Source organism: Micromonospora parva (genome assembly GCF_000718515.1).
In the GTDB taxonomy this organism is placed as follows: Bacteria; Actinomycetota; Actinomycetes; order Mycobacteriales; family Micromonosporaceae; genus Micromonospora; species Micromonospora parva.
The window spans coordinates 26,239-52,954 of the sequence record NZ_JNZS01000001.1; the positions used below are offsets into that span (position 1 = coordinate 26,239).

The following is a 26,716-nucleotide window of genomic DNA, read 5'->3' on the forward strand; positions in this document are numbered from 1 at the left end:
CCTCGATCTGTTGACGGCGTTTCGTCGTGCCGGCTAGCGTCACCGTACCGCAGAGAAAGCCCTTTCCCGCAGGGAGGCACTGCCGTGTCCGATCGCTTCGCGGTACGTCGACCCGACGACCCTCCCGCCCGTGGCGCCACCCGCGCTGATCGGGCGGCACCGCTGCCCGGCGGAATCGGGGTGTCCCGGCTGCGCGTCTACGACACGGTGGCCCCCGACGGCCTGGTCGGCGGCACTCCGCACGTGCACCTGTGCTGCACCGAGGGGTACGTGGTGACCGACGGCGAGGGCGCGGTGCAGACCCTGACCACCGCCGGTTTCCGGGAGACGCCGCTGCGGCAGGGGGTGGTGGTCTGGTTCGAGCCGGGCACCGTGCACCGCCTGGTCAACGGGGACGGGCTGAGCATCGTGGTGCTCATGCAGAACAGCGGCCTGCCGGAGGCCGGCGACGCGGTGCTGACCTTTCCGCCGGAGGTGCTGGCCGACCCGGCCGCGTACGCCGCGGCGGCGGCGTTGCCCGACGGGGGAGCGCCGGGTGCGGATGTGCACGCCGCGTACCGCAGGCGGGATCTGGCGGTCGCCGGTTTCCAGGCGCTGCGCTCCGGCGGTCCGGCGGCGCTGGCCGCGTTCCATGCCGCCGCTGTCGCGTTGCGCCAGCCGTTGCTGGGGCGGTGGCGGCAGCGGTGGGAGGATGGCGCGGGCCGTGCCGCCGCCGGCACCGCCGGGCAGCTCGACGCCCTGGAGCGGGGGGATGCCGGGCACCTGGGCGACGCCGGGGTGTACGCGGTGGCCGCGCCGGTCGAGCGCGGCCGGTTGGGCATGTGTGGTCTCCTCGACACCTACCCGGCGGCCGGCTGACGGTCCGCAGGGCACCACCAGATCCACTGTGGACCGATGGGTGGTCCACTCGGTTTCACTGGAATCGGGGGTGTCCGAGGGCCGTCGACAGCCCGGTTTTCAGCAAGCCGAGTCGATCTCGCAGCGATCGGCGCCGGCTGGGTCGGCAATCGAACGGAATAGATCGAGGAAAGGCCTTGCCCGGCGTGAGGGTGCCGCCTACGCTCCAGGAAAGCGTTTGCCTGATCCGCCGACCGGCCCGCTTCACGAGCGCCGTGCCGGGCCCCGAGGAGGTTCCGCGTGACCGAGAACTCTTTGGACACGGCGGGCCGGCGGGCCGCCGACCAGACGGGCGGTGCGCGGGCGGCCGCCTCCGGGCCGGAAAGCCTCGCCGCGCCGGAGGCCGCTGACAGCGCGACGTCGTCCACAGCGGTGGCACCGCCACCCGGTGGTGGCCGTCCGCCACGCCCGACGCTCGGCCGGCGGGCGGTGGTCTTCGCCGACTCGCTCTGGCGTCCGGCGCTGGTGCTCGCGGTCTTCTTCGTCGCCTGGTGGTTCGTGGCGGCCCGGGAGTACGTCCCGAACTACCTGGTGCCCACACCCGGCCAGGTCTGGGAGACGATGACCACCCAGTGGTCCGAGCTGGCGCGGCACACAGTGGTCACCCTCTACGAGACGGTGCTCGGCTTCGTGCTGGCCGCCGCGTTGGGCCTGGTCACGGCCGTCGCCATCGCCTACTCCCGCACCCTGGACAAGGCGCTCTACCCGATCGTCCTGTTCGCTCAGGTCATCCCGAAGATCGCCATCGCGCCGCTGCTGGTGGTCTGGTTCGGCCTCGGCCTCACCCCGAAGATCATCCTGGCGGTGCTGATCGCGTTCTTCCCGGTGGTCATCTCCGGGGTGGCCGGGCTGCGCTCCACCGACCCGGAACTGCTCGACCTCGCCGCCACCATGGGCGCCGGCCCGTGGCGTACCTTCCGCAAGATCCGCTTTCCGAACGCGTTGCCGCACCTGATGGCCGGCCTGAAGGTGGCCGTCACCCTCGCCGTGGTCGGTGCCGTGGTCGGCGAGTTCGTCGGCGCCAGCGAAGGGCTCGGCTACGTCCTGTTGCTGGCCAACGGCAACCTCGACGCCCCGCTGCTGTTCGCCGACCTGATCCTGATGTCCGCCATCGGCATCGTCCTGTTCGTCCTGGTCGAGATCGCCGAAGCACTGCTCATTCCCTGGCACGCCAGCCGTCGCGCCGGCGTGTCCCTCACCACCTCCTGACCGACCCCATCACGGAGGCACCGATGAAACGCACCGCCACCACCATCCTGGTCACCGCCGCCCTGCTTCTCACCGCGACCGGCTGCGGTGGGGACGACCCCGCCGGCAGCACCAACGCCGACGGCAGCAAGCAGGTCACCCTCACCCTCAACTGGGTGCCCTACGGCGAGCACGCGCCCTTCTACTACGGCCTGCAGAAGGGCTACTACTCCGCCGAGGGCATCGACCTGAAGATCCTGCCCGGCAACGGCTCGGGCAACACGGTCAAGCAGGTCGCCCAGAAGCAGACCGACTTCGGTTGGGCGGACAGCCCGGTGCTGCTCAAGTCGGTGGCCAGCGGGATGCCGGTGCGCAGCCTCGGCGCGTACCTGGAGAAGGGACCCTCCTCGGTGGAGTTCTTCACCGAGGAGAACATCAAGACCCCGGCCGACCTCAAGGGCAAGACCGTCGGCGGCACCCCCGGCGACGCCCTCTACGCGACCTTCCCGGCCTGGCTGGAGAAGAACGGCGTCAAGAAGGACGACGTCAAGGTGGTCAACGTCGACGCCGCCGGCAAGATCGCCGCCCTGGCCGAGGGCAAGGTCGACGCCATCATGGGCTTCTTCCATGACCAGGCTCCCACCATCGAGAGCAAGACCGGCAAGAAGGTCGACGTACTGCTCTTCGCCGACTACGGGATGAACCTGCTCGGCACCGGTCTGGTCGCCAACACGCAGACCCTGCAGAAGGACCCGGAGCTGGCCCGCAAGTTCGTCCGGGCCACCCAGAAGTCCTGGGCCGACGCCGCCCGGGACCCGGCCGGCGCGGTGAGCGCGATGGCGGCCCTGGCCGAGAACGAACCGGCGCCCGAGGTGCTCACCAAGCAGCTCACCCTCAACCTGCCACTGATCGGCGCGGACGGCCCGCCCGGGGTGAACACCGAGGCCCAGTGGACCGAGACCATCGAGCTGATGTCCCGCTACGCCGAGCTGAAGGACCCGGGAGCGCCCAGCGCCTACTGGGACTCCTCGTACGCGGCGCAGGGGTGACCCGGTGACCCCCGCGCCGGCAGCCACCGGCACCGCCATCGGGATGTCCGGGCTGACCGTCCGGTTCACCACCCGGCGGTCGCAGACCACCGCCCTGGACAACGTCTCACTGGACATCGAGCCGGGCGAGTTCGTCACGATCGTCGGCCCGTCCGGCTGTGGCAAGTCCACCCTCCTGAAGATCGTCGCGGGACTGGTCACGCCGACCAGCGGCGAGGTGTCGTTGCTGCGGCGTCCGGTGCGCGGGCCGCAGAAGGAGATCGGCTTCGTCTTCCAGAAGGCCGCGTTGCTGGAGTGGCGCGGCGCCCGGGCCAACATCCTGCTCCAGGCCGAGATGCGCGGCATGGACCGGACGACGGCGGCCCGCCGCGCCGACGAGCTGATCGAGATGACCGGTCTGACCGGCTTCGAGAAGGCGTTGCCGCACGAGCTGTCCGGCGGCATGCAGCAGCGGGTGGCGCTCTGCCGCGCGTTGCTGCACTCCCCGCCGGTGCTGCTCATGGACGAACCGTTCGGCGCCCTGGACGCGTTGACCCGCGAGCAGATGAACGCCGAGCTGCACCGGATCTGGCGGGAGACCGGGACCACAGTGGTGCTGGTCACCCACTCCATCGCCGAGGCGGTCTTCCTCGGCACCCGGGTTGTGGTGATGAGTCCCCGGCCCGGCCGGATCATCCGCACCTTCCCGGTCGAGCTGCCGGCGCACCGCGACTACGCGCAGGTGATGTCGGATCCCCGCTTCGACCGGCTCGCCACCGACCTGCGTGGGTTGCTCGGCAGCGCGGCCGCCAACCACTGAACGCGGATCGGCACGACCAGCACGACGGAAGGAACACCATGACCCGCAGGTCGATCGGCATCATCGTCAACGGCGTGACCGGACGGATGGGCTACCGGCAGCACCTCGTCCGGTCGCTGCTGGCCATCCGCGAATCCGGTGGTGTGGCGCTGGCCGACGGCACCACCATCTGGCCGGAACCGGTACTGGTCGGGCGCAACGAGACGAAGCTCCGGGAGCTCGCCGAGCGGCACGGACTGACCGACTGGAGCACCGACCTGACCTCGGCGCTGGCCCGCGACGACATCGAGATCTACTTCGACGCGCAGGTCACCCAGCAGCGGGAGAAGGCGATCCGGCAGGCCATCGAGGCCGGCAAGCACATCTACACGGAGAAGCCTCTGGCCGAGGACACCGCGGCCGCGCTCGACCTGGCCCGGGCGGCGGACGCGGCCGGCGTACGGACCGGTGTGGTGCAGGACAAGCTCTTCCTGCCCGGTCTGCGCAAGCTCAAGCGTCTCGTCGACGGCGGCTTCTTCGGTCAGATCCTGTCGGTACGCGGCGAGTTCGGGTACTGGGTCTTCGAGGGCGACTGGCAGCCCGCGCAGCGGCCGTCGTGGAACTACCGGGCCGAGGACGGCGGCGGCATCGTGGTGGACATGTTCCCGCACTGGCACTACGTGCTGGAGGAGCTGTTCGGCACTGTCAACGCGGTGTCCTGCGTGATCGCCACGCACGTGCCCGAGCGGGTGGACGAGGCCGGCCACGCGTATCCGGCCACCGCCGACGACGCCGCGTACGCCATCTTCGAGCTCGACGGCGGGGTGATCGCGCAGATCAACTCATCGTGGACCGTGCGGGTGTACCGCGACGAGCTGGTGGAGTTCCAGGTCGACGGCGTCGAGGGCAGCGCGATCGCCGGCCTGCGGTCCTGCCGGGTGCAGCACCGGGCGGTCACCCCGAAGCCGGTCTGGAACCCGGACCTGCCGGCAACCGAGGACTTCCGCGCCCAGTGGGCCGAGGTGCCGGACAACGAGGAGTTCGACAACGGCTTCAAGGTGCAGTGGGAGGCGTACCTGCGGCACGTCGTGGCCGGCGAGCCGTTCCGGTGGGACTTCCTGGCCGGCGCGCGTGGGGTGCAGCTCGCCGAGCTGGGGCTGCGCGCGGCCCGCGAGGGCGTCCGCGTCGAGGTGCCGGAGCTGCGCTCATGACCGCGGCCGTGGTGCTGCCGGGTGGGCGACGGCACCGGTTCGCCGGGGGGAGCGGCTTCGCCCGACCGGACGCGCCGGCGACCAGCCGGATCGCGTACGCCGCCGCGCACGTGGTCGCCGATCCGGGCGCGGAGAACGTGCCGGGCGCCCCGGCGGCGGTGGACTGGGACACCACCCTCGCCTTCCGGCGGCACCTGTGGTCGTACGGGCTGGGGGTCGCCGAGGCGATGGACACCGCCCAGCGGGGGATGGGGTTGGACTATCCGGCGACCCGGGAGCTGATCCGGCGCAGCGCCGCCGAGGCCCGCGCGGTGGGTGGGCGGATCGTCGCCGGGGTCGGCACCGACCAGTTGCCGGCCGGTCCGGCCACCCTGGCGGCGGTCACCGCCGCGTACGCCGAGCAGCTCGACGACGTGCGGGCGGCCGGCGCCCGGCCGGTGCTGATGTGCAGCCGGCACCTGGCCGCCGCCGCGCGCGGCCCCGAGGACTACCTACTGGTGTACGACGAGCTGCTGAGCGCCGCCGACGAGCCGGTGGTGCTGCACTGGCTGGGCCCGATGTTCGACCCGGCGTTGACCGGTTACTGGGGTGCTGTCGACCTGAGCCTGGCGGCCGACACGGTCGTCGAGCTGATCAAGACCCACCAGTCCACAGTGGATGGCATCAAGGTGTCGCTGCTGGACGCCGACCGGGAGATCGCGTTGCGCCGTCGCCTGCCGGCTGGGGTACGCCTCTACACCGGTGACGACTTCCACTACCCGGAGCTGATCCGGGGCGACGAGGTGGGTCACTCCGACGCGCTGCTCGGGGTGTTCGCGGCCATCGCACCGGCCGCCGCCGCCGCGCTGGCCGCCCTGGACCGGGGGGACCTGACGGCGTACGACGAGATCTTCGCGCCCACCGTGCCGCTGGCCCGGCACCTGTTCGCGGCGCCGACCTGGCACTACAAGACGGGGATCGTGTTCCTGGCGTGGTTGGCCGGGCACCAGGACCACTTCACCATGGTCGGTGGCGCGCAGTCCGGGCGGTCGCCGGCGCACCTGGCCACACTGCTCACTCTGGCCGACGCCGCCGGGCTGCTGCCCGACGCCGAGCTGGCCGCCGCCCGCGCCCGGGCCCTGTTCACCGTGGCGGGGGTGGCCCAGTGAGCGCGAGGAGTGAGCCGGGTTTGCGAGCCCCGCAGTCGCGCGCGAAGACGAACCCAGTGAGCCTGACCCGCTTCTCGTTCAACCAGGCCACCGCCCAGCGTTGGCCGTTGCCGGAGGTGGTGGCCGGGTGCGTGGCGGCCGGCGTGCCGGGTATCGGCCTGTGGCGGGAGCCGGTGGCCGAGTACGGGTTGGCCCGTTCGGCGAAACTGGTCCGCGACGCGGGTCTCGCCGTCACGTCGTTGTGCCGGGGTGGGTTCTTCACGGCTGACGACTGGCGCGCGGAGAACCTGCGGGCCATCGAGGAGGCGGCCGTCCTCGGGGCCCCGGAGCTGGTGCTGGTGTCCGGTGGGTTGCCCGCCGGCAACCGGGACATCGACGGCGCCCGGCGTCGGGTCGCCGACGCGATCGGCGAGTTGGCCCCGCACGCCGAGGCCGCCGGGGTGCGGCTGGCCATCGAGCCGCTGCACCCGATGTTCGCCGCCGACCGGTGCGTCATCAGCACCCTGGGTCAGGCGTTGGACATCGCCGAGCGGTTCGACCCGGCGGTGGTCGGCGTGGTCGTGGACGCGTACCACGTCTGGTGGGATGACACGGTGTACGCGCAGGTCGCGCGAGCCGCCGACCGGATCGCCGCGTTCCAGGTCTGCGACTGGGTGACCCCGCTGCCGGAGGGGGTGCTGCTCGGCCGGGCATTGCCCGGCGACGGGTGCATCGAGCTGCGCCGGCTGCGCGAGGCGGTCGACGCGGCCGGTTACGTCGGCCCGATCGAGGTGGAGGTCTTCTCCGCCGAGGTGTGGGCGCGTCCGGGCGCCCAGGTGCTCGACGCGGCGATCGCCGGGTACCTGCGCCACGTTGTCTGACCTGCCCGAACGGCGGTGGCCGGCGGCGGTCGGCGCCTGGCTGGGCATTGGCACCGCACCCGCCACGCTGGTGCTCGGCGCGGCGATGGCCGCCCGGCACGGCGGCGCGGTGCCGGTGGCCGGGCTGCTGATCGGCGGGGCGCTGATGGCGGCCCTGCTCTGGGGGCAGGGCCGGATCGGTCTGCGCCGGCCGCTCGGCGACGGTGCGCCGTTGACGGCGGTGCTGCCCGCGTACCTGGGGGACACCTCGCGGCTGCTGCTGGCGGCGGTGCTGACGGCGTCGATGATCGGGTGGAACGGGTTCAACGTCGGCCTCGGCGGGGCGTCGCTGGCGGCGCTGACCCACCTGCCGGCCTGGGCCGGGCCGGCGTTGCTGGAGGTGGCGGTCCTCGCCGTCTCGTGGGCGCCGGCCCGGCTCGGCAACCGGGTCGCGGTGCTCACCACGCTCAGCGCTGTGGTGCTGGTCGGCTGGTGCCTGACGGTGCTGCCACCACCGGGTGCGCCGGTCCGGCTGGCCGCCGGTGGGCTCGTCGACGCCGCGGCGCTGATCGGGTACGCGGCGGTGTTCGCGCTGCGCGCGCCGGACTTCAGCGTGGGTCTTGCCCGGCGGCGGGACCTGGCCTGGTGCGTGGGGTTGTTGGTCGGGCCGGCGTTGCTCGGCGTGCTCGCCGGTGCCGGCCTGTGGCTGCGCACCGGCTCGGCCGACGTGGTGGCGTTGCTCGCCGCCGGCTCGGGTCTGGCCGGGTCCGCGAACCTGTTCGTCGCGGTGGCGGTCTTCGCGGCGGCGCTGACCACCACGTACTCCGGTTCGTTGGCGTTGCGTGGCCTGGCTCCCCGGCTGCCGGTGCGGGCGGCGATGCTGCTCGTCGCGGTGCTCGGCGGTGTGCTGGCGGTGGCGCGGTTCGACCGTCTGGTGCTGCAGTGGTTGACGGTGCTGGCCGCCGCGCTGCCGGTGCTGGTGGTGCCGATGGCCGTGGAGGCGGCGGCCCGTCGGCGCGGTCGGGTCCCGCGTACCGTGCCCGCCTGGTGCTGGGTGCCGCCGGCGCTGCTCGCGGTGGCCTGCACGCTCGCCGGCGTGGGTGCCGCCCCGTTGCTCGGGCTGGCCCTCGCCGCGGCCTGCACGGTGCTCTGGCGCCGCCGAGGTGGCGGAGGCCACTCGGTTGGTGGCGCTTAGCGGGTGGCGTGCGAGCCGTGGTCGCTGACCTGGGCATCGAACCAGTGGTGCAGGGCATCGCGAAGCGCCGCGTCGTCTGTGGCGTAGGTGACGCGCGCGCCGCCGGGAACCGCCTCGTACGTGATGGTGATCCGCCCGCCGTGTGCCCGAAGCGTTGCCAGGCCCGGCATCTCGGCGCCGTGGATGCGGGCGGGGTCGCTGAAGTCACCGCGCCGGAACCGCTCGACCTCGGAGCTCAGGTGGTGTTGGACCAGGGTGACCTGGGTGGTGTCCTGGGGGTCGTCGGCGACCACGGTCTGCACGCCGCCGGTGTCGCTCTTCGTGAAGCGGTGCGTGGTGCGTTCCAGGTCGAACGGCATGACGGAAGCCCCTCGATCGGCGACGTCAGCCTGCCGATCGGAGGTGGTCGTTGTCGGTATCGACGGCGCGGAGTCGTCGGCGCAACCGCCGGTCAGCGTGGCGGCGGCGATGGCCGCCAGGACGAGAGCCCGATGGGGGCGAGGGCGGTCAGAACGGTTCACCGGTGGCCTCCGCGAGGGTCTGGAGCGCACGCACCACTGCCGCGCGCTGGTCGTCGGGCACGCGATCGAGCAGGGCGGTGAGCCGGGTCCGACGGGCATCGGCCTGTCGGGTGGCGGCCGTGGCGCCCGCGGGAGTCAGCAGAAGCAGAACGCCACGACCGTCACCCTCGGCCGTCTCTCGGTGCACCCAGCCCCGGTTGACCAGGTTGCTGACCAGGCGGCTGACGGTGCTCTTCTCCAGACGCAGCCGGCGAGCCAACTCCACCTGCCGGATCTGCCCCTCCCGAGCAATCTCCACCATGGCGTGCGCCTCCGACACCGGCAAGGGCTGCCCGCAGGGTGTCCGGTCCGGCTGATGGAGGCCGAAATTGCGGACGAAACGCATCAGTGCTTCCTGCGCCGCGTCGAGCTCACCAGCCTGCATGGTTCGACAATACAACCAGATGGTTCGGCCGTTCAACCATTGTGGAGAGCCGCGTCGGAGCCTCTTGGGAGACCTGCTGGACGGTCACCCCTCCGTCGGGCCGACTCTGACCGGGGCGTACGCCCTGTGCCCGCGGGGTCCGGAAAAAGTGATCTAGGCGCGGCCGGCAGAACGTGATCTTATACGCACCGGCGATCCGTAACACCGCGCAAACCATCGATTAACCATCGGCGGCTTAGGTGGGGGAGCGCTCCCATGAGCGGGTCGCGTTCGATGAACAGCTCCACAAGGGAGCAACCGAAAGGAGCCTCGTGGCTACAGGCACGAGCAGAGACAGGGTGCGAAGACTAGCGATACCGACGCTGGTCTTCGCCCTGATCGCCGGCACCGCCGGCATCGCGGGACCGGCGTCGGCGGCCCCGGCAGGAACCAAGGGCGGCGGCGCGGGCGGGTACTTCACCCCCGGGTCCGACAAGAAGGTCATCCTGACCGACGGCGCCGACCGCCGACCGGGCGGCAGGAACGCGGCCGAGCAGCAGGCCACGGCGGACGAGAGCCGCCCGGGCAGGTACATCGTCGAACTGGCCGAGGAGCCCCTGACCTCGTACGCCGGTGGTTCGTCCGGGCTGGCGCGAACCCGCCCGGAGGCGGGTGACCGGCTGGACGTGACGTCCGCGCCGGCGCGGGCCTACCGCAGCCACCTCGACGCGCAGCGCAGCGCCGTCGCCGCCGCCGCGAAGGTCCAGGTCACCGCCGCGTACACCACCGCCTTCAACGGGTTCTCCGCGAAGCTGACCACCGAGCAGGTGACCGCGCTGCGGGCGGACAAGCGCGTCCGCGCCGTCACCGCCTCACGGGCGCTGGGCACCCCGACGCCCCCGCCCACCGCTCCGATCGCGACCACCCCGGCCACCGCCACCCCTGAACAGCGGGACCAGTCGGCGGGAGCGGACACCGCCGGCAGGCCGGACACCCCCGGCAAGCCCGGCAAGCCCGGCCCCGGTACCGGCGCGGGCATGGTGATCGGTGTCCTGGACACCGGCATCTGGCCGGAGAGCGCGTCGTTCGCCAAGAAGATGCCCGCCCCCGCGAACTGGCGCGGCACCTGCCAGACCGGTGTCGCCTTCGTGGCCGAGCACTGCAACGGCAAGATCGTCGGCGCGCGGTACTTCGCCGACTCGTGGCTCGCCTACGGCGGCACGGTGCCCGAGGGTGAGATCCTGTCGCCCCGCGACGTGGCCGGGCACGGCACGCACACGGCCTCCACCGCGGCCGGCCTGTCGCTGCCGAACGTCACCATCGACGGTCGCCGCTTCGGCCCCGTCTCCGGCGTGGCCCCGGACGCCCAGATCGCCGTCTACAAGGTGCTCTGGGGTGGCATGGGCTACGACGCCGACATCATCGCCGGCATCGACGCGGCCGTCGCGGACGGCGTGCAGGTCATCAACTTCTCGATCGGCTCCCAGCTCGGTGACTGGGAGGCGAACACCCCGATCGGCATCGCGTTCCTCAACGCCACGCTCGCCGGGGTCTTCGTGGCCGCGTCGGCCGGCAACACCGGCATCGTGAGCGGGGCGATCAGCAACGCGGCACCGTGGGTGACCACTGTCGGCGCGGCGGTGACCAAGCTCGACGAGGCGACGGTCAAGCTGGGCGACGGCACGAAGCTCGTCGGCGGTTCGCTCGACGCCCTGCCCGGTGGCGACTCGCTGCCGATGGTCTTCGGCGAACAGGCCGGCTCGCCCGACCTGGGCGCGGTCTACTGCGAGCCCGGCAGCCTCGACAGCGCCAAGATCAAGGGCAAGGTCGTCGCCTGCGCGCTGTCCGACATGTTCGGCTCCGCCGCCGAGATCAAGGCCAAGGGCGGGGCGGCGATGGTGGTGTTCGACCCGGTCGGCAACTACCGGATCAACTCCATCTTCAACTTCCCGGTGGTCTACCTGCCCACCGAGAAGCAGGCCGGCACCCTCTTCAACTACCTGATGCGCCACCCCACCGACGCGAAGGCCTCAGTGCGCAGCGGCGGTGACGGCTCCAGCGTCCCCGGCCTGCCCAGCGTGGCGGACTTCTCCTCCACCGGCCCGGACAAGGTGACCTTCGGCGTCTTCAAGCCGGACCTGGTCGCACCGGGGTCTGACATCATCGCGGCGGTCTCTCCGGCGGGCAACTTCGGCCGGAACTACGACGCGTACTCCGGCACCTCGATGGCCTCGCCGTACGTGGCCGGCGCGGCGGCGATCCTGCGCGCCACCCACCCGGACTGGTCGCCGGGCGCGGTCGCCTCCGCGCTGCGGACCACCGCCACCGACACCGTCGGCACCACCGACCCGCTGGAGCAGGGCAGCGGGTTCATCAACCTGGCCAAGGCCACCGACCCCGGCCTGGTCATCCAGCCGACGGCGAAGGAACTGGTCACGTTCAGCGAGACGGCCCAGCCCGACGGCAAGGAACTCAACCTGCCGGCCATCTCGTTGCGTGAGTACGACGGCACCCGCCCGGTGACCGTCACCCGCACCCTGACCAACGTGGGCAAGACGAAGGAGACCTACCGTTCGTCGGTGTCCGGCCTGCCCGGCATGAAGGTCACCGTGTCGCCGGCGTCGGTGACGCTGGCGCCTGGTCAGTCCGCCACGGTGACCATCACCGTTCGTCGGGGCGGCGCACCCTGGGACCGGTACGTGACCGGCTCGATCACCTGGCAGGGCAAGGCACACAGCGCCCGGATCCCGGTCGCCGCCCGCCCGTGGGGCATCACCCCCCGGCCGTACGCCGACGACGGCGAGGAGTTCGGTCGGATGACCAACGGTGCGTTCGGCTCGGTCCAGCCCGGCTTCACCGGACCGTTCGTCGGCCGTAGCACCGGCTACACGCCGATGCGGCGGACGTCGTACTCGATGCCGGCCGGCGTCTACGGCGGCGTGTTCGACCCGAAGGCGACCGGTGTGAAGAAGGTCGACTTCACAGTGCCGGCGAACACCGCCGGCATCGTGGTCGAGACCACCACCGACGACCCGAACACGAACCTCGACCTGTACCTGTACAAGGGCGACAAGCTGATCTACAGCAGTGACAGGTACTGGACCAGCACCGAGCAGGCCTACAAGTTCCTGCCCGAGCCGGGGCGCTACACGGCGTACGTGTTCGCGCAGTACCCCGGCAGTCCCGTCGTTGACTTCCAGCTCGGGCACGCCATCATCGGGCGCAACACCACGTACGCGGGTGCCACGTTGGAGGCTCCCGCCAGTGTGGAGCGCGGCCTGACGTACTCGTTCAAGCTGAAGCCGACAAAGCCGCTGCCCGAGGGTGACTTCTGGGCCTACACCGAGTGGAGCACCAACGGCACCGTCGTCCCCGGCAACCTCGTCTACACCCAGCAGAGTTCCTGGGAGTAGACCGTTGTGAGCTGTGGGGCGGTGCCGTCGCGCACCGCCCCACAGTCCGCGTCCGGATCAGAGTGTCAGTCGTTCGACGAAGGCGCGGCGCGAGTTGACGTCGCTCAGCGGCAGGGCAGTCAGCTCGTAGCCGAGCTGGGTGTAGGCGGTGACCATGGCGTCATGGGTGCGCACCGCCTCGGTGAAGTCCTGGTATCGCTCGCTGTCGTTGGTATATATCTCCGGCCAGGGCGGGGCGACGAAGACGCGCCGGTGATAGCGGAACTGGCGTGCTGCGGCCGCCAGGTGGTCCGGCACCGGCCAGCCGAGCAGCAGGTGGTAGCCGACCAGGTCCGGAATGCCGCGATCGAAGAAGACCGGACCGGTGTGTTGGCTGGCCTGACGGTAGGAACGAATCTCCCAGCTCAGCGTGATCTCGGCGTACAGACGGGAGTCCGCGCCGTGCACGGCCTGACCGCCGATCCGAAGCTGGTCCTGGATGATCTGCCGCCCCGCTTCCTCGACACACGCGTATCCAGCTCGCCGCAGGCTGTCGAGCAGCGTGGTCTTTCCGGCACCCGGCCCACCGGTGATGACGACGTATCGATTGCTCATGCGGGCTCCCTCAGTCAGGCATGTCAGGTGCCCCCGACCTCTCCCGGCACGGTCGGCGAGGCTCGCCTAAACAGCTTCACCCACGCTTTCGGCTCGCTGATTGGCGTCACCGGTGCAGTCGGGGGACCATCTACCGCGCCGCGCCGCGCCGCGCCGCGCCGCGCCGCGCCGCGCACGCCGCCGGCCGGCCGGTCAGCGGGACCACGGACATCTGAGCCCCGGGCGCGGCCGGTGGAGTAGATCGTCTGGGCGCGCACCGTTCGGTGAGTAACACCGTCGTGCGACCGCCCGGTCGGTGCGCCCGCGCTGCTCGGCGAGTGCGGGCAACTCGGTGTTGCCGGCGAGCTGCCACCGGTGGTGGGCGGAGATCGACCCCGCCCACCACCGCGTGACGGTCAGCTGACCGTGATGGTCAGGTTGATCGAGCGCGTTTCCCCGCTGCTGTAGGTGGTGGTCACCCGAGCGGTGAAGGTGCCCCTGCGGGGGTAGGTGTGGGCGATCGAGCGCAGCGTCGCCCCGTGCGTGACGGCGCTGTTGTCACCGAAGTCCCACGCGTAGTCGGTGATGCTCTGCCCGGACGGTGCCGTCGCGGTGGCCGTCAGCGTGGTGTTCAGCGTTCCGGTGCCGCTGGCCGGGTTCGCCGCCAGTGACAGCGTCCCGCCCGGCTCCTGCTTGACCCCGGCGCCGTTGAACCGTAGCCAGTCCAGGGCGAGCAGGTCCGGGGTGCCACCGGTCTGGGCGGCGTTGACGAACCTGGCGTACAGGGTGGTGGTGCCGGTGGGCTTGTTGGTCAGCGTGACGGTGGGGGAGACCAGGTTGTCCCATCCACCGGTCGAGCCGATGGTGGCACTGCCGATCAGCGTGCCGGTGGGTGAGCCGGTGCGCAGTTCGATGGTGCCGCCGAGCCCGCCGTTGGTCACCCCGAGCGTCACCGACCCGATGTTGCGCAGGTCCGCCGGCCCGAACGCCACCCAGTCGTTGTGGTCGACCTCGCCGAGCCGCTTGCCGGCGCGGGCGGTGGCCCGGTCGTTGACGGTGACGCCGGACTGGGCGCTGAAGTGCTCCGCCTCCTTGCTCTTCGGCTGCAACTGGACACGGGTGGAGCCGGTCAGCGCCGGTACGCCACCGGCCGCGCCGCCGTCGGTGTACTGCGCGGTGATCAGGGTGTAGAGGTTCTGCCCCGGCCCGTGGCCGTCACCGGCGTCGGCCTCGGTGGCGAGCAGCCCCGAGCAGCCGGTGTAGACGTCCAGCGGGTGGGCGTGCTGGTCGTGGCCGAGCTGCGTCTGCACTGTCACCTTGGCGCAGTCGATGGTGGCGTCCTCCGGGTCGGTGACCGTCACCGTGTACGGGATCTTGTCGCCGAAGTCGAAGAAGCCGCCGTCGGGGACGGTGATGGTGACCGTCGGTCGGGTGTTGCCGACGACCACCTCGGTGACGGCGGTGGCGGTCAACCCGTTGCCGCTGTTGCGCACGGTCAGCCGGGCGGTGTATTTGCCGGCGGTGGAGTAGGTGAAGCTCGGGTTGGCGGCCGTCGAGTCGGTGCTGCCGTCGTTGGTGAAGTCCCAGGCGTAGCTGAGCGCCGTGCCGTCACCCGCCGTCGTGCCGGCCGAGGAGAAGCTGACCGACAGTGGCGCGCGCCCGCTGTCCGGGGTGGCGGCGATCTTCGCGGTCGGTGGCCGTCCGTTGGCGACGTAGTCGATCCGGTAGATGCCGGCTCCGGCGTTGCTGCCGCCGCGTCCGCTGCCGGTGCCCTCGCCGAAGTCGATGACGTAGAGCGAACCATCCGGGCCGAACTCCGCCTCGAAGGGCTGGATCCAGCTCATGGTGTCGAAGATCCCGTTGATCGACTGGAGGTCACCCACGGCGGTCGGCGCGAAGCGGGCGTTGCTGAACGTCTGCGCCGTCTTGTGGATCGACAGCGTCTTGAACCACCTGCGGGTCAGCTCATAGGTGATCCACTTGCCCTCGAAGTACTCCGGGAACTTCGTGGTGCGGGGGTTGGCCGGGTCGTAGTCGTAGACCGGGCCGCTCATCGGCCCGCCACCGCCGGTGCCCAGCTCGGGGAACTGGGTCGAGGCGGAGTACGCGTACCAGACCAGCGCGGACCGGGCCGCCGGCAGGGTGGTCAGACCGGTGTTGTTGGGCGAGTTGTTCACCGGCGCGGCGCAGTTGAACTTCGCCCCGGAGGTGTTGGTGGCGAAGTTGTAGTCGTTGAACGGGATGTTGTTGCCCACGCAGTACGGCCAGCCGAAGTTGCCGGCGCTGGTGATCCGGTTGAACTCGACAGTCCCCTCCGGGCCACGGTTGGGGTCGGCGGCGCGGGCGTCCGGGCCGTAGTCGGCCACCAGCACCGCATTGGTCTGCGGCTCGATGGTGATCCGGAACGGGTTGCGCATGCCCATCGCGTAGATCTCCGGCCGGGTCCTCGCGGTGCCGGCCGGGAAGAGGTTGCCGCTGGGCACTGTGTACGTACCGTCGGATTGTGGGGTGATCCGCAGGATCTTGCCGCGCAGGTCGTTGGTGTTGCCGGCGGTGCCCTGGGCGTCCCAGGCGGCGCGGCCGGCGCGTTCGTCGATCGGGGTGTAGCCGCTGGAGGCGAACGGGTCGGTGTTGTCACCGATCGCCGCGTAGAGCCGGCCGGCGCCGTCCATTGCCAGCGACCCGCCCATGTGCGAGTTGGCCCGGCCCTCGCCCCGGTAGGTGGGGACGGCCAGCAGGCGTTGCTCCGAGGAGAGCGCGACGCTGTTGTTGGCGACGGTGAACCGGGACAGGTTGAGCTGTTTGAGGGTCTTGTCCGACCAGAGCAGGTAGATCCAGCCGTTGCTGGCGAAGTTGCGGTCCAGGGTCATGCCGAGCAGCCCGTCGGACTGGTCGGTCATCGCCGAGGTGTACGCGAAGTCCAGCAGCGTGGTGACCTGGAGCGTGTCCTGGTTGACCACCTTCAGCGCCCCGGTGCGCTGGATGTAGTAGACCTTGCGGTCCGGGCCGACGGCCAACTCGAACGGGTCGGCCAGGTTCTCGGTGACCAGGCCCACCCGTTCGAAGTTGCCGGTCTTGGTGGCCGAGCAGTCACCGGCGACCGCGCCGGCCGCCCACTCGATGCCGTAGCGCAGGTGCTCGAGGAAGGTGGCGCTGCTGAACTGGGAGCTGGCGTGCCCGCCGGCGGTGAACCAGGACCGGCCGCCGTCGTAGCGCTGACACCAGGAGTACGCGTGGTCGACGCCCTCGTCCAGGCCGTTGATCCCGTCGCGCACCTTGATCTGCGCGAGGGTGTGCACCTTGCCGGTCGGGTTGGTCCGCCAGTTGTACCACTCCTCGCTCTGCTCCCAGAGCTCCGGCAGGTTGCGGGTGGAGGGGTGCGCCCGGTCGAGCACCTTGACCCGGCCGGGGAACGTGCCACCGGTGGCGGAGAAGTCGGGGTGGTAGTCGAAGATCGTGCCGACCAGGCCTTCGTACCACTGCCAGTCGCGTTCGCTGGCCGAGGCGGCGTGCAGGCCGGCCCAGCCGCCGCCGTTGCGGATGAACGTCTGCAACGCCGCCCGCTGGCTGGCGTTGAGCAGGTCGCCCGAGGTGGGCAGCGAGTTGGTGTTGTTGAACACGAGAGCGTCGAAGGTGGCGAGGTTGGCGTCGGTGAACGCCGCCGCGTCGGTGGTGGCGACGACCTCGAAGTTGTGGGCGGCGCCCAGCTGCTGGATCGCGGCGATGCCGGCCGGGATCGAGTCGTGGTAGAAGTTGGTGATCTTGGAGAAGACCAGCACCCGGAAGCGCGGGGCGGCCTCGGCGGGCAGGGCGGTGGTGGTGCTCACCACGGCGGCGACGGCGAGCAGGATCAGGCAGAACGCGCGGAGGTGTCGGGGCATGGGGGCGCTCCCTGTTGGACGGTGAGGGGTCGGAAAGCGCTTTCTCGCTGCCCGCATCACGGTACTGACAGCCAGTGACAACCGTCAATAGCGCTCTGGTAAGCGGTTTCCCGCGCCGTTGCGGCTGGTGACCTTTGCACTACGCTGCTTCCTGCGAGATGCGGCGATGAGGAGTACCGGTTGACCGACATGCGCGGCGACGGGCCGGAACGGCCCTGGGGTGAGCTGGTGACGGTCATCATGGACAGGTACGACGCGCTTCCGCCGCTGCGTCGGATTCGTCCGGAGGTGGAAGCGGCGGCGGCCGTCCTGGCTCGCACCGGTTTCATTCGCGCGGCCAGCGACCTTCCCCGCGACGGGCTCGCCGCCAGCGTGAAGGAAGCCATCCGCGAGTGGTCCCCGAACCCGCGCCGGCTGGTGGTCTACTGGGCCGGTCACGGCAAGGCCGTGCACGGCGGCGAGTTTTTTCTGTGCTGCCGGGACACCACCGGCCCGGAGCCGGCGCAGGAGACCGCGATGTCGGCGCGGCGGCTCGGTGAGCTGCTCGCCACAAAGGACGTCGCCGAGATCGTCGTCCTGGTCGACGCGTGCGGTGCCGGTGGTGCCGCGGACGAGATCGTCGACGGGTTCCGACGGCAGGCGGAGCGTCGCGTCGCGGCCGGTGGCGGCCGGCCCAACATCGCGGTGATCAGTTCCGCGAGCCGGTTCGAGGTGGCGAAGGAACTCGTCTTCTCCCGGGCGCTCGCCGAGGTGCTCAGGGACGGCCCGCCACCGGATCCGTCGTACCTGCCGTGGACCGACCGGGACCGGCACATCACCCCGAACGAGCTGGCTCAGGCGCTGCGGGTGAAGCTCGCGAGCATTGATGCCGGCCGGATCCTGCAGACCCCCGACCATGACATGGCGGGCATGGTGGGCCGGTTCTTCCGTAACCCACGGCACCGCGGCTGGCTGCCAGACGTCAACGTCGACGAGCAGCGCCAGCGAAACGCGTTGCTGCCGGCGGACGTCGTCGAGCACTTCATGCTCAAGTTCCGGGGCATCGATGCCGGAGACGACCAGGGGTGGTATTTCACCGGTCGGCACACCGTACTGCGACGGATCGTGGCCTGGCTCAACGACGACCGGCCGGGCATGCTCGCCGTCACCGGGTCCCCGGGGTGCGGCAAATCGGCAGTGCTCGGTCGGCTGGCGATCCTGTCGGTCCCGGACTACCGGCAGGAGGTGGAGATCCACGGTGGCCTCAGCGGGGTCCCGGTGGACACCATCCCGACAGCCGGGTCGATCCACGCGGGAGTGCACGCCAAGAACAAGGCCATCCTGGACTGTGTCAACGAACTGTCCGAGGCCCTGAACATCACCGCGCCCAGCCGTGGTTGGCAGACCGCGAGCGAGTTCGTGCACCGGGTCAGCGAGGTTCGCCGTCACCGGGCGACGATCCTGCTGGACGCGCTGGACGAGGCACAGCACCGCGACATCCGCCTGATCGCCTCGGAACTGCTGCGACCGCTTGCCGAGCTGCCCGGCATCAAGGTCCTCGTGGCTACCCGGCCGGACCGCTCGGGCGACCCGGTGAGCGCCGAGCAGGGGCACCGGCCGTTGCTGCGTGCCCTGGGGGTGAGCGACGACCAGGTGATCTGGCTGGACCGCGACGCCGACCAGGACGCGGACATCGCCAGCTACTCGTTCCGGCGGCTGACCCACACCGCAGGCTCTCCCTACGTGGGACGCGACGGCGAGGCCCGGCGCGCGGCGGAGGAGATCGCCGCCCACAGCAACGGCGTGTTCCTCTTCGCCCGCCTCCTCACCCGACGACTCGCCCGGATGCCGCAGGTAGCGGACCTGGGATCGCCGCAGATGCGCAGCCTGCTCAGCGGCAGCGTGGTCGATGCCTTCGCCGAGGACCTCGCCCGCTTCGGCGACCACGAGCGCAGAGTCCGTGACCTGCTCACCCCGCTGGCGTGGGCGGAGGGCGCCGGGCTGCCGCGCCGGGACGTGTGGCTCACCCTCGCCAACGCCGTCACCGACGGCGGTCGGTACACCGAGGCCGACCTGCACTGGTTGATGGCCAACGCCGGCGCGCACCTGGTGGAGTCGAGTGAGGACGGCCAGGCCGTCTACCGGCTGTACCACCAGTCGTACAACGACTACCTCCGACGGGGCACCCAGACCCGGCGGGTGCAGGCGCTCATGACCAGGGCTCTGGTCGGCCTGACGACGATCGATGGCGTCCGTCGCTGGCCGGACGCCAATCCGTACGTCCTGCGGCACCTGGCGACGCACGCCGCTGCCGGTGACAGCCTGCCGGAACTCGTCGACGACAGCGCCTTCCTGCTCTACGCCGAGCCGACCCGGCTGTGGCGGGTCCTGGCCGGTGTCGACCACCGCGATCGGCCGTTGGTCCGGCTCTACTGGCGCACCGCCGCCGATTTCCCGGACATGTCCACCGCGCAGCGCGCCGCCGCGTTGCAGTCGGTGGCCCTCGCGCACGAGCCGGAAGCCCTGCCGCTGTTGCACCCGGTCGACGAAGTCCCCTGGCGGGGCCTGTGGGGCCGGGGCGAGCGCAGCGCCTTCCACCGACGCCTGGCCGGGCACACCAGCGCGGTGACCGCGGTGGCGATCCGTGAGGTGTCGCGCGACGTGGTCATCGCCACGGCCAGTGGGGACGGCACCGTCCGCGTCTGGGACACGACAGGCAACCACCGGGCGACGCTGCGGGGGCACCGCGCTCCGGTGCTCGCCGTCGAGATCGTCGCCGTCGACGGGCGGAACTTCGTCGCCACCGGTGGCGCCGACGGCACGGTGCGGCTGTGGGACCTCACCACCGGCGCGCAGGAGGCGTCGGTGAGCCACGCAGGCGGTTGGGTGCACGCGCTGGCGGCGGTCACCCTGCCGGACGGGCGGGCGTTGCTCGTCGGCGGCGACGAGGCGGGCAGCGTGCGGATCTGGGGGCTGCCGGCCCTGAACCTGCATGCCACCCTGCCGGACCATCTCACGACGGTGCGGGCGATCGTGACGGCCCAGGGCCGGGACGGCCGCTTCCTCATCGTCACCGGCGGCGACGACGGCCGGGTACGCCTCTGGGACCCCGAGGGGTGGGTCCTGCTGCGGACGTTGGGGACCACCGGTTGGATCTACGCGTTGGCGGCGGCCACCATCGGCGGTCGGCTCCTGCTGGCCACCGGCGGTGCGTTCGGCACGGTGACGCTGTGGGACGCGGGGACCGGCGAGTCCCACGTCAGCTGCACCGGTCACACCGGAGCGGTCAACGCGCTCGCCTTCGGTGAGATCGACGGCCGGACGGTGCTGGCCACCGCCGGAGACGACGGCGGTGTCCGCCTGTGGGACCCGGTGAGTGGCTCCGCGCTGCGCACGCTGCGGCATCCGCCGTCGGTGTACCACGCCGAATCCGACTGGGCCGGCGAAGGCCGCCGGATGCTGGCGCTCGAAGGGCCGGAGGGTCCCGGCGATGAGCAGGAGCCGCGCGACGATCCGCCCGGCGACCGGGAGTCGATCCTCGCCCTGGGGTTCAACACGGGTCGAGGGCCGGCGGTGCTGGCCACCGGCGGTGCCGACCGCACCTTGCGGCTCTGGGAGACAGTGACGTCGACCGGCGGCGCCACCCGGGACGACGGCAGGTTCACCACCAGCGCGGTGTTCACCCGGATCGGGTCCGAGCACGTGCTGGTGACCGGCGGCCGTGACGGGCGGGTGCTGGTCTGGGATGCGATGACCGGACGGGTCCGCCAGCCCATCGTCGGGGTCGGCGCGGTGAACGCCCTGGCGGTCACCGAGCTGGGTGGCCGGCCGGTCGTCGCCGTCGCCGCCGGCCAGTCCGTGCGACTGTGCGACGCCGCCACCGGCGACCTGTTGGACGCCACCCGTGGGAACGCCGTGCTGTCCGTCATGGCGGTGGCGTTCTGCGACCTGGGGGAGGGCGTTCTGGTCGCCTACACGGGCGACCTGGGGCAGCTTGTGCTGTGGTCTCCGGCGACGCACGAGAGGTGGACGGTGCAGACGGCGGGCGGTCGGGTCAACGCCCTCGCCGTCGCCGTCCACGGGGACCGGAGGGTCGTGGCGACGGTCGGCTTCTCCGACACCGTCGAGCTGCGGGATCTCGGTGGCGAAGAGGTGCAGCTGCTGGCCGGGCACAAGGGCTACGTGCGGGCGCTCGCGGCCGGTAACCTTTCCGGCCGATCAGTGCTCGCCACCGGCGGGCAGGACAACAACGTCGTGCTCTGGGACGTCGAGCGGGGCGAAAAGATCCACACCCTGCGGGGGCACGGGGAGGCGGTGAACGCGCTCGCCATCGGTGAGATCGACGGGCGCACGGTGCTGGCTTCGGGCGGCGACGACCGCACGGTGCTGCTCTGGGATTGCCGGACCGGCCAGCGTCTGGCCCAACTGACCAGCCAGACGGCGGCCGTACGCGCACTGACGATCATTGAACGTGACGGTCGGACGCTCCTGGCCAGCGGCGGCGACGACGGGGTTCACATGGTGGAGCTGCGGCGACTTCCGGTACCGCCCGAGCAGAGCGGGGCGACGGGCGGCCGCCGGCAGCGCGTCCCGGCGGATGGGCCGGTCTTCGCCCCGGAACCGGAGCCCTCCTCCATGGCGGCGACGCCGACCCCGCCGGAAGAGTCAGAGGGTCGGCGACGCCGCACCTGGATGCCCTGGCCCCGAGGGAACTGAACCATCCGAACCATCCGAGCGGAGGAGCCGCATGCCCACCCGTGACCTGGTCGTCATGGTGCCCGGGGTGACGGGGAGCGTGTTGACGCTGCCCGGGCGGGGCGACGTCTGGAATCTGTCCTGGCCCACGGTCGCCCGAGGCGCTGCGGCGTTCGCCCGTACCGTCGAACTGCTGCGCCTTGCCGAGGGTGCGCCGGGGACGGACGGGCTGCGGCCGGCGGGTCCGGTTCGCGGCCTCCACCTGTGGCCCGGGTTCTATGGCGGCCCCGGGTACGACCGCCTGCTGCGACAGCTCACCGATGCCTTCGGCCCGGCTCTGCGGGTGTTCAGCTACGACTGGCGGCGGTCGAACCGGCACACCGCGAGGCTGCTGAACGAGCACGTACGGTCCTGGTTGGACGAGTGGCGGCGCGGCGCTGGCGGCCCGAGCGCCAAAGTCGTCTTCGTCTGTCACTCGATGGGCGGGCTCGTCGCCCGGTACCTCATCGAGGTGCTGGGTGGCCGGGAGCTGACCCGCCGACTGGTCACACTGGGCACGCCCTACCGCGGCTCGGTGAACGCGGTGCGGGCGTTGACCGGCGATGCCTTCCGGCCACTGCGTTCGCTCGGCTGGGACACGCTGCTGACCGACGTCACGCGGACCTTCCCGTCACTGTACGAGCTGCTGCCGACGTACCGTTGCGTGGACGTCGGCGGTGGACCGGCGAACGTGCGGGACGTGGCCCTGCCGGGGCTGCCGCCGGACGCGGTGGCGTCCGGACTGGCCTTCCATGACGAGATCGCCGCGGCGGTGCGGGTGAACGGCCGCCCCGAGTACACAGTTCACGCGGTCGCCGGCAAACGCCAGCCCACCTGGCAGAGCGTGACCGTCGACCGGGACGGCCTGTCGTACGGGAAGGCCTACCAGGGTCGGGACTATCTGGGCGACGGGACGGTGCCGCTGTTCAGTGCCGTGCCACCGGAGTGGGCCACCACCGAGGAGGCAACCTGCTTCGCCGAACGACACGGCCCGCTGACCGCGTCGCGTCGGGTGCTCGACGTGATCCTCGACAAGATCGATCCCGTCGACCTGGGGGAGATCCTGGCGCCGCCGGTGGAACTCGGCCTGGACGTGCCCGAGGTGGCGGTGGCGGACACGCCGCTGCCGGTGGTGGTGACCGCCGATCGGCCGGACCTGCTCCTGCACGCCCGACTCGAGTGCCCGGACCGCGGCGAACCGGTCGCCGTGACCATGCTGCGTCCCGACGGGCACTGCCGCTACGACGGCTACCTGCTGCCGCCGGTGGGGACCTGGCGGATGGTCGTCGAGGCGGTGGCCGAGGTTCCTCCGGTGGCCATCTCCGACCTCGTCTTCGTGGCACCGGCGGGGTGAACCGCCGCTCTCCGATATGGCGCGCTGGTGTCAGTCCGCGCGTGCCGGTTCCGCCGGTCGGGTGAAGAAGCGCACGATGTCGTCCGCCGCGGTAGGGGACAGCATCATGGCCTGGACCCGTGCGGACATCTCGGCGATCGGGTGGATCCTGGTGAACATCGACTCTTCGTAGCCACGGATCGCCGCGTTCGGGTCGGCCGGATCGGCGGCGAGTCGGCCGGCGAGTTCCGCCGCGTCGAGCATGGCCTGGTTCGCGCCCTCGCCGACCGGCGGCATGAGGTGCGCGGCGTCGCCGATGAGGGTGACGCCCGGCCGGTTGGCCCAGCGCGTACCGAGGGGCATCGCCTCGATCAGGCGTGGCGTCGGCGGGCTGTCGGCGGCCGCGATGAGTGCGGTGAGGCGGGGGGCCCAGCCAGCGAACAGGTCCAGCAGGGCACGCTTGCTGCGGTAGGTGTCGAGGGGCTGCTCCGGCGCGCGCAGCGAGATCCCGACCCGGAGGCTGCCGTCGCCGAGACGTTGGGCGGCCAGGATCTGGTTCGCGCCGACGCACCACAGGTTCCCGGGGCCGACCAACTCGGCGAGGTCGGGACGGCGCCGGTCGGCGTCCTCGACGCTCAGCTCCACCAGGGTCGCCACATAGGACAGCGCGACGTCGGTCAGCAGCGGGCGGACGACCGAGCGCGCGCCGTCCGCGCCGATGAGGATGTCGCAGGAGGCCCGGTGGCCGTCGTGGAACGTCAGATCCCAGCCCCCGTCGGGGCATGCGGTCGCCGCGACGAGCCGGTGCCCCCAACGAACCGTGCCGCTGGGCAGGGAGTCGAGCAGGAGATCACGCAGGGCGCTGCGGTCGATCTCGGGTCGCCCGGAGAATGAGCCGGGTTGCGGCACGTGGTGCACCAGGGTGCGCCCGGTCGGGTCGAGGATGCGATGTTCCTCGCCCTCGGGCCGCGCCTCCGACTGGAACCGGTCGGCGAGACCCGCCTCGGCCAGTGCCAGCTGCCCGGACTCCGGATGCAGGTCGAGGGCGCCGCCCTGAGGGCGCGCGGACCGGCTCGCCTCGCGGTCGTACACGACCGCGTCGATGCCGTGCCGATGCAGGATCCGGGCCAGCGTCAACCCGCCGAGGCCACCACCGGCGATCGCGATTCGCGTTCTCATGGCGCTACCGTACACTGTATTTGTGGATACGCCGTACGGTAGTGAGCCGTTGTCAGTGTGGGAGCGGCCCGAACCTCAACCGAGGGCGGCGCCGGTGCCGTTGAGCCGGGACACGATCGCCGCTGCGGCGATCCGGCTCGCCGACGCGGGCGGCCTCGACGGGCTGTCGTTGCGCAAGATCGCCAAAGAGCTCGGTGTGGGCCCGATGCGGCTCTACGACTATGTGACCAACAAATCCGAACTCCTCGACCTCATGGTCGACGTCGTCTATGCCCGGATCGCCGAGGTGGCCCAGCACGCGCAGTGGCGCGCCACGCTGCTGGCCATCGCCCACGCGACCCGTGACGCCGCCCTCGCGCACGAGTGGTTCGCCGACCTGCTCGGCGGGCGGCCGCACCTGGGGCCGCACGCGCTCGCCGTGGGCGAGGCGACCGCTGCGGCGCTCAGCAAGGCCCCTGCCGTGCGTGACATCGACGACCTCCAGCGAGCCGTGGGCGCCCTCAACGCCTTCCTGGTGGGAGCGGTCCGCAGAGAGGTCACCGAGCGCCGCACCACCCGGTCCACCGGCACCGACCTCGCCGCCTTTCAGGCCCGCCTCGGCCCCTACCTCACCCGCATGTTGACGACCGGCAGGTACCCCACAGTGGCCCGGCTCGTCATCGACGGCGCGCACCTCAATGCCGAGGAGACCTTCCACCACAACCTGACCACCGTCCTGGACGGCATCACCGGCGAACCCCGCAGGTGACCCACCGCCGCGATGGCACTGCCGACTGAGCGTCGGCTCGTTTCGTGAGGCCTGCGCGGCTTCACGCGGGGGGAGCCGGGGCGGAGGACCGCTCGTCCGACCCGCCCGGCGCGCTGATCGAGGCCGCGATGACCCGACTGGGCACCACCGGCGCGTCCCGCCCCGTGCCCCGCCGGTTGTCGCCGCCAGCGGATTCCTCGTGATAGTCCTGCTCCACGTTGACCGACCAGATGTCGTGCGTACTCCCGGTGGCGATGTTCTCGACGGTGAGCATCGCGGTCAGCATCGAGTGGTCCTGGTTGTTGTAGCGGTGCATGCCGTTGCGGCCCACCGGATGCACGTTCGGCACCGCCTCGGCCAGCCAGGCCCGGATCACCTCCACGTTGTGCTGGTAGCGCTCGTCGTACACCGGGTAGGCCTTGGGCATCCGCACGACGTAGCCGGCCTCCACCACACCGGGTCGGACCAACCCCAACCGCTCCAGCTCCGCGGTGGCCAGGGCCACCAGATCGGCATCCGGGGTACGCCACATCTCGTCGTCCTCGAACACGAAGTACTCCAGGCCCAGGCAGGTGCGGCCGTCCTTCACCAGGTACGGCGACCAGGAGCCGAAGTTCTGGATCCGGCCCACCCGCACCTCCGGGTCGTGCACGTAGATCCAGTTGTCCGGAAACGAGAACTCCGCCGGCACGACCAGGGCGACCGTCAGGAAGTCGCGGTAGCGCAGGTCGGCCGCGCAGGCCCGGACCTCCGGCGGGGCCGGCGGGTGCAGCGCGGCCACCAGCTCCGAGATCGGCATGGACGAGATCACGTGGTCGGCCGCCTCGGTGCGCTGACCGCCCGTGCCATTGACGGTCACGCTGATCGCCCGTCGGCGGGCCGGGTCGCGGTGCACGGCGGTGACCCAGCTGCCGGTGGACAACTGCCCGCCCCGCTCGCGGACCCGCTCGGCGCAGCGTTCCCACATCATCCCCGGCCCGTACTTCGGGTACTGGAACTGCTCGATCAGGCTCGTCACGTCGGTGCGCCGACGCCGGGGCAGCAGCGCGTTGCGGATCGCCGTGGCCAGCGACAGGTTCTTGATCCGTTGCGCCGCCCAGTCGGCCTGCAACCGGTGCGCCGGCATACCCCACACCTTCTCCGTGTACGTCTTGAAGAAGATCGAGTACAGCCGCCAGCCGAACCGGGCCGACACCCAGCCCTCGAAGTGCGACTGGTCGCGTGGTGGTCGCAGCCGGGCGCGCGCGTACGAGCCGAGGCAGCGGGCGGCCTCCGGCAGACCCAGGTTGCGCAGGGCGTTCATGGCGCTCAACGGGTAGTTGAACAGGGCTCCCCGGTAGAAGATGCGGCTCATCCGGGGCCGGGTCAGGAAGTCCTCGTCCGGCAGGATCTCGTGCCAGAACGCCTCGACCCGGGGCACCTTCGTGAAGAACCGGTGCCCGCCGATGTCGAACCGCCACCCGTCGCGCTCGACGGTCCGGCTGATCCCGCCGACCACCTCGTCGGCCTCGAACACCTGCACCGATCGGCCGTGCCGGAGCAGCTCGTACGCCGCGGTGAGCCCGGCCGGCCCCGCGCCGATGACCACCGTGCCGATGTGCTCGCTCATGCTGACGCGCTCCCCCTGCTCACCGCCATGGTTGAGGC

At 71.4% G+C, this 26,716-nt stretch carries 18 protein-coding genes; 12 read left to right on the plus strand and 6 right to left on the minus strand.

Annotated elements, in window-relative coordinates; all coding sequences use genetic code 11:
* The first annotated feature begins 84 nt into the window (after positions 1-84).
* The 8 genes from IF22_RS0100115 (at position 85) to IF22_RS0100150 (ending at position 8,305) form a co-directional block, all read left to right on the plus strand.
* Complete coding sequence (locus IF22_RS0100115; RefSeq protein ID WP_209444446.1) at positions 85-858, plus strand: cupin domain-containing protein; 774 nt, start codon at positions 85-87, stop codon at positions 856-858.
* 279 nt (positions 859-1,137) lie between these two features.
* Positions 1,138-2,106, plus strand: a complete 969-nt coding sequence (locus IF22_RS0100120; RefSeq protein ID WP_081883627.1) for an ABC transporter permease — start codon at positions 1,138-1,140, stop codon at positions 2,104-2,106.
* A 23-nt stretch (positions 2,107-2,129) separates the two neighbouring features.
* Entirely contained in the window at positions 2,130-3,134 is a 1,005-nt protein-coding gene (locus IF22_RS0100125; RefSeq protein ID WP_030327376.1) for an ABC transporter substrate-binding protein, read from the plus strand.
* Positions 3,135-3,177: 43 nt separating this feature from the next.
* Entirely contained in the window at positions 3,178-3,933 is a 756-nt protein-coding gene (locus tag IF22_RS0100130) for an ABC transporter ATP-binding protein (protein ID WP_051708096.1), read from the plus strand.
* Positions 3,934-3,971: 38 nt separating this feature from the next.
* Positions 3,972-5,123, plus strand: coding sequence for a Gfo/Idh/MocA family protein (locus IF22_RS0100135; protein WP_030327378.1), 1,152 nt, complete (start codon positions 3,972-3,974; stop codon positions 5,121-5,123).
* Positions 5,120-6,271 (plus strand): dihydrodipicolinate synthase family protein, encoded by a 1,152-nt coding sequence (locus tag IF22_RS0100140; protein ID WP_030327380.1) that lies wholly within the window; start codon positions 5,120-5,122, stop codon positions 6,269-6,271. Before IF22_RS0100135 ends, IF22_RS0100140 begins: the two co-directional genes overlap by 4 nt.
* Positions 6,272-6,333: 62 nt before the next feature.
* Positions 6,334-7,131, plus strand: a complete 798-nt coding sequence (locus tag IF22_RS0100145; RefSeq protein ID WP_051708097.1) for a sugar phosphate isomerase/epimerase family protein — start codon at positions 6,334-6,336, stop codon at positions 7,129-7,131.
* Entirely contained in the window at positions 7,124-8,305 is a 1,182-nt protein-coding gene (locus tag IF22_RS0100150; RefSeq protein WP_030327383.1) for a purine-cytosine permease family protein, read from the plus strand. The genes IF22_RS0100145 and IF22_RS0100150 overlap by 8 nt, the downstream gene beginning before the upstream one ends.
* On the opposite strand, the gene IF22_RS0100155 is transcribed toward IF22_RS0100150, so the two are convergent.
* Entirely contained in the window at positions 8,302-8,826 is a 525-nt protein-coding gene (locus IF22_RS0100155; RefSeq protein WP_156057195.1) for an aspartate carbamoyltransferase, read from the minus strand. The genes IF22_RS0100150 and IF22_RS0100155 overlap by 4 nt on opposite strands.
* Positions 8,813-9,250 (minus strand): MarR family winged helix-turn-helix transcriptional regulator, encoded by a 438-nt coding sequence (locus IF22_RS0100160; protein WP_036410444.1) that lies wholly within the window; start codon positions 9,248-9,250, stop codon positions 8,813-8,815. The genes IF22_RS0100155 and IF22_RS0100160 overlap by 14 nt, the downstream gene beginning before the upstream one ends.
* A gap of 338 nt (positions 9,251-9,588) precedes the next feature.
* Between IF22_RS0100160 and IF22_RS36100 the strand changes: the two genes are divergently transcribed.
* Entirely contained in the window at positions 9,589-12,642 is a 3,054-nt protein-coding gene (locus IF22_RS36100; RefSeq protein WP_209444447.1) for a S8 family serine peptidase, read from the plus strand.
* A 57-nt stretch (positions 12,643-12,699) separates the two neighbouring features.
* On the opposite strand, the gene IF22_RS0100170 is transcribed toward IF22_RS36100, so the two are convergent.
* Positions 12,700-13,236, minus strand: a complete 537-nt coding sequence (locus IF22_RS0100170) for an AAA family ATPase (protein WP_051708063.1) — start codon at positions 13,234-13,236, stop codon at positions 12,700-12,702.
* 395 nt (positions 13,237-13,631) lie between these two features.
* A complete protein-coding gene (locus tag IF22_RS0100175; protein ID WP_030327391.1) occupies positions 13,632-17,096 on the minus strand; it encodes a ThuA domain-containing protein in 3,465 nt (1,154 codons plus the stop codon).
* A 189-nt stretch (positions 17,097-17,285) separates the two neighbouring features.
* Here IF22_RS0100175 and IF22_RS0100180 point away from each other — a divergent pair, with 189 nt between their 5' ends.
* Together IF22_RS0100180 and IF22_RS0100185 are read left to right on the plus strand one after the other, a co-directional pair.
* Entirely contained in the window at positions 17,286-21,791 is a 4,506-nt protein-coding gene (locus IF22_RS0100180) for a WD40 repeat domain-containing protein (RefSeq protein ID WP_030327392.1), read from the plus strand.
* Between the two features lie 31 nt (positions 21,792-21,822).
* Positions 21,823-23,163 (plus strand): esterase/lipase family protein, encoded by a 1,341-nt coding sequence (locus IF22_RS0100185; RefSeq protein ID WP_051708064.1) that lies wholly within the window; start codon positions 21,823-21,825, stop codon positions 23,161-23,163.
* 30 nt (positions 23,164-23,193) lie between these two features.
* On the opposite strand, the gene IF22_RS0100190 is transcribed toward IF22_RS0100185, so the two are convergent.
* Complete coding sequence (locus IF22_RS0100190; protein WP_030327395.1) at positions 23,194-24,321, minus strand: FAD-dependent oxidoreductase; 1,128 nt, start codon at positions 24,319-24,321, stop codon at positions 23,194-23,196.
* A gap of 94 nt (positions 24,322-24,415) precedes the next feature.
* On the opposite strand from IF22_RS0100190, the gene IF22_RS0100195 reads away from it, so the two are divergent.
* Positions 24,416-25,069, plus strand: coding sequence for a TetR/AcrR family transcriptional regulator C-terminal domain-containing protein (locus IF22_RS0100195; RefSeq protein ID WP_030327396.1), 654 nt, complete (start codon positions 24,416-24,418; stop codon positions 25,067-25,069).
* Positions 25,070-25,130: 61 nt separating this feature from the next.
* Here the strand turns inward: IF22_RS0100195 and IF22_RS0100200 are convergent, their stop codons facing one another.
* Positions 25,131-26,678, minus strand: a complete 1,548-nt coding sequence (locus IF22_RS0100200) for an NAD(P)/FAD-dependent oxidoreductase (protein WP_030327398.1) — start codon at positions 26,676-26,678, stop codon at positions 25,131-25,133.
* Positions 26,679-26,716 lie beyond the last annotated feature (38 nt).

What these genes read in the sequence shown, in the direction of transcription:
- IF22_RS0100125 (WP_030327376.1), top strand. Translation starts at nt 2,130, where the DNA reads ATGAAACGCACCGCCACCACCATCCTGGTCACCGCCGCCCTGCTTCTC.
- IF22_RS0100130 (WP_051708096.1), top strand. Translation starts at nt 3,178, where the DNA reads ATGTCCGGGCTGACCGTCCGGTTCACCACCCGGCGGTCGCAGACCACC.
- IF22_RS0100135 (WP_030327378.1), top strand. Translation starts at nt 3,972, where the DNA reads ATGACCCGCAGGTCGATCGGCATCATCGTCAACGGCGTGACCGGACGG.
- IF22_RS0100140 (WP_030327380.1), top strand. Translation starts at nt 5,120, where the DNA reads ATGACCGCGGCCGTGGTGCTGCCGGGTGGGCGACGGCACCGGTTCGCC.
- IF22_RS0100160 (WP_036410444.1), bottom strand. Translation starts at nt 9,250, where the DNA reads ATGCAGGCTGGTGAGCTCGACGCGGCGCAGGAAGCACTGATGCGTTTC.
- IF22_RS0100170 (WP_051708063.1), bottom strand. Translation starts at nt 13,236, where the DNA reads ATGAGCAATCGATACGTCGTCATCACCGGTGGGCCGGGTGCCGGAAAG.
- IF22_RS0100175 (WP_030327391.1), bottom strand. Translation starts at nt 17,096, where the DNA reads ATGCCCCGACACCTCCGCGCGTTCTGCCTGATCCTGCTCGCCGTCGCC.
- IF22_RS0100180 (WP_030327392.1), top strand. Translation starts at nt 17,286, where the DNA reads ATGCGCGGCGACGGGCCGGAACGGCCCTGGGGTGAGCTGGTGACGGTC.
- IF22_RS0100185 (WP_051708064.1), top strand. Translation starts at nt 21,823, where the DNA reads ATGCCCACCCGTGACCTGGTCGTCATGGTGCCCGGGGTGACGGGGAGC.
- IF22_RS0100190 (WP_030327395.1), bottom strand. Translation starts at nt 24,321, where the DNA reads ATGAGAACGCGAATCGCGATCGCCGGTGGTGGCCTCGGCGGGTTGACG.
- IF22_RS0100200 (WP_030327398.1), bottom strand. Translation starts at nt 26,678, where the DNA reads ATGAGCGAGCACATCGGCACGGTGGTCATCGGCGCGGGGCCGGCCGGG.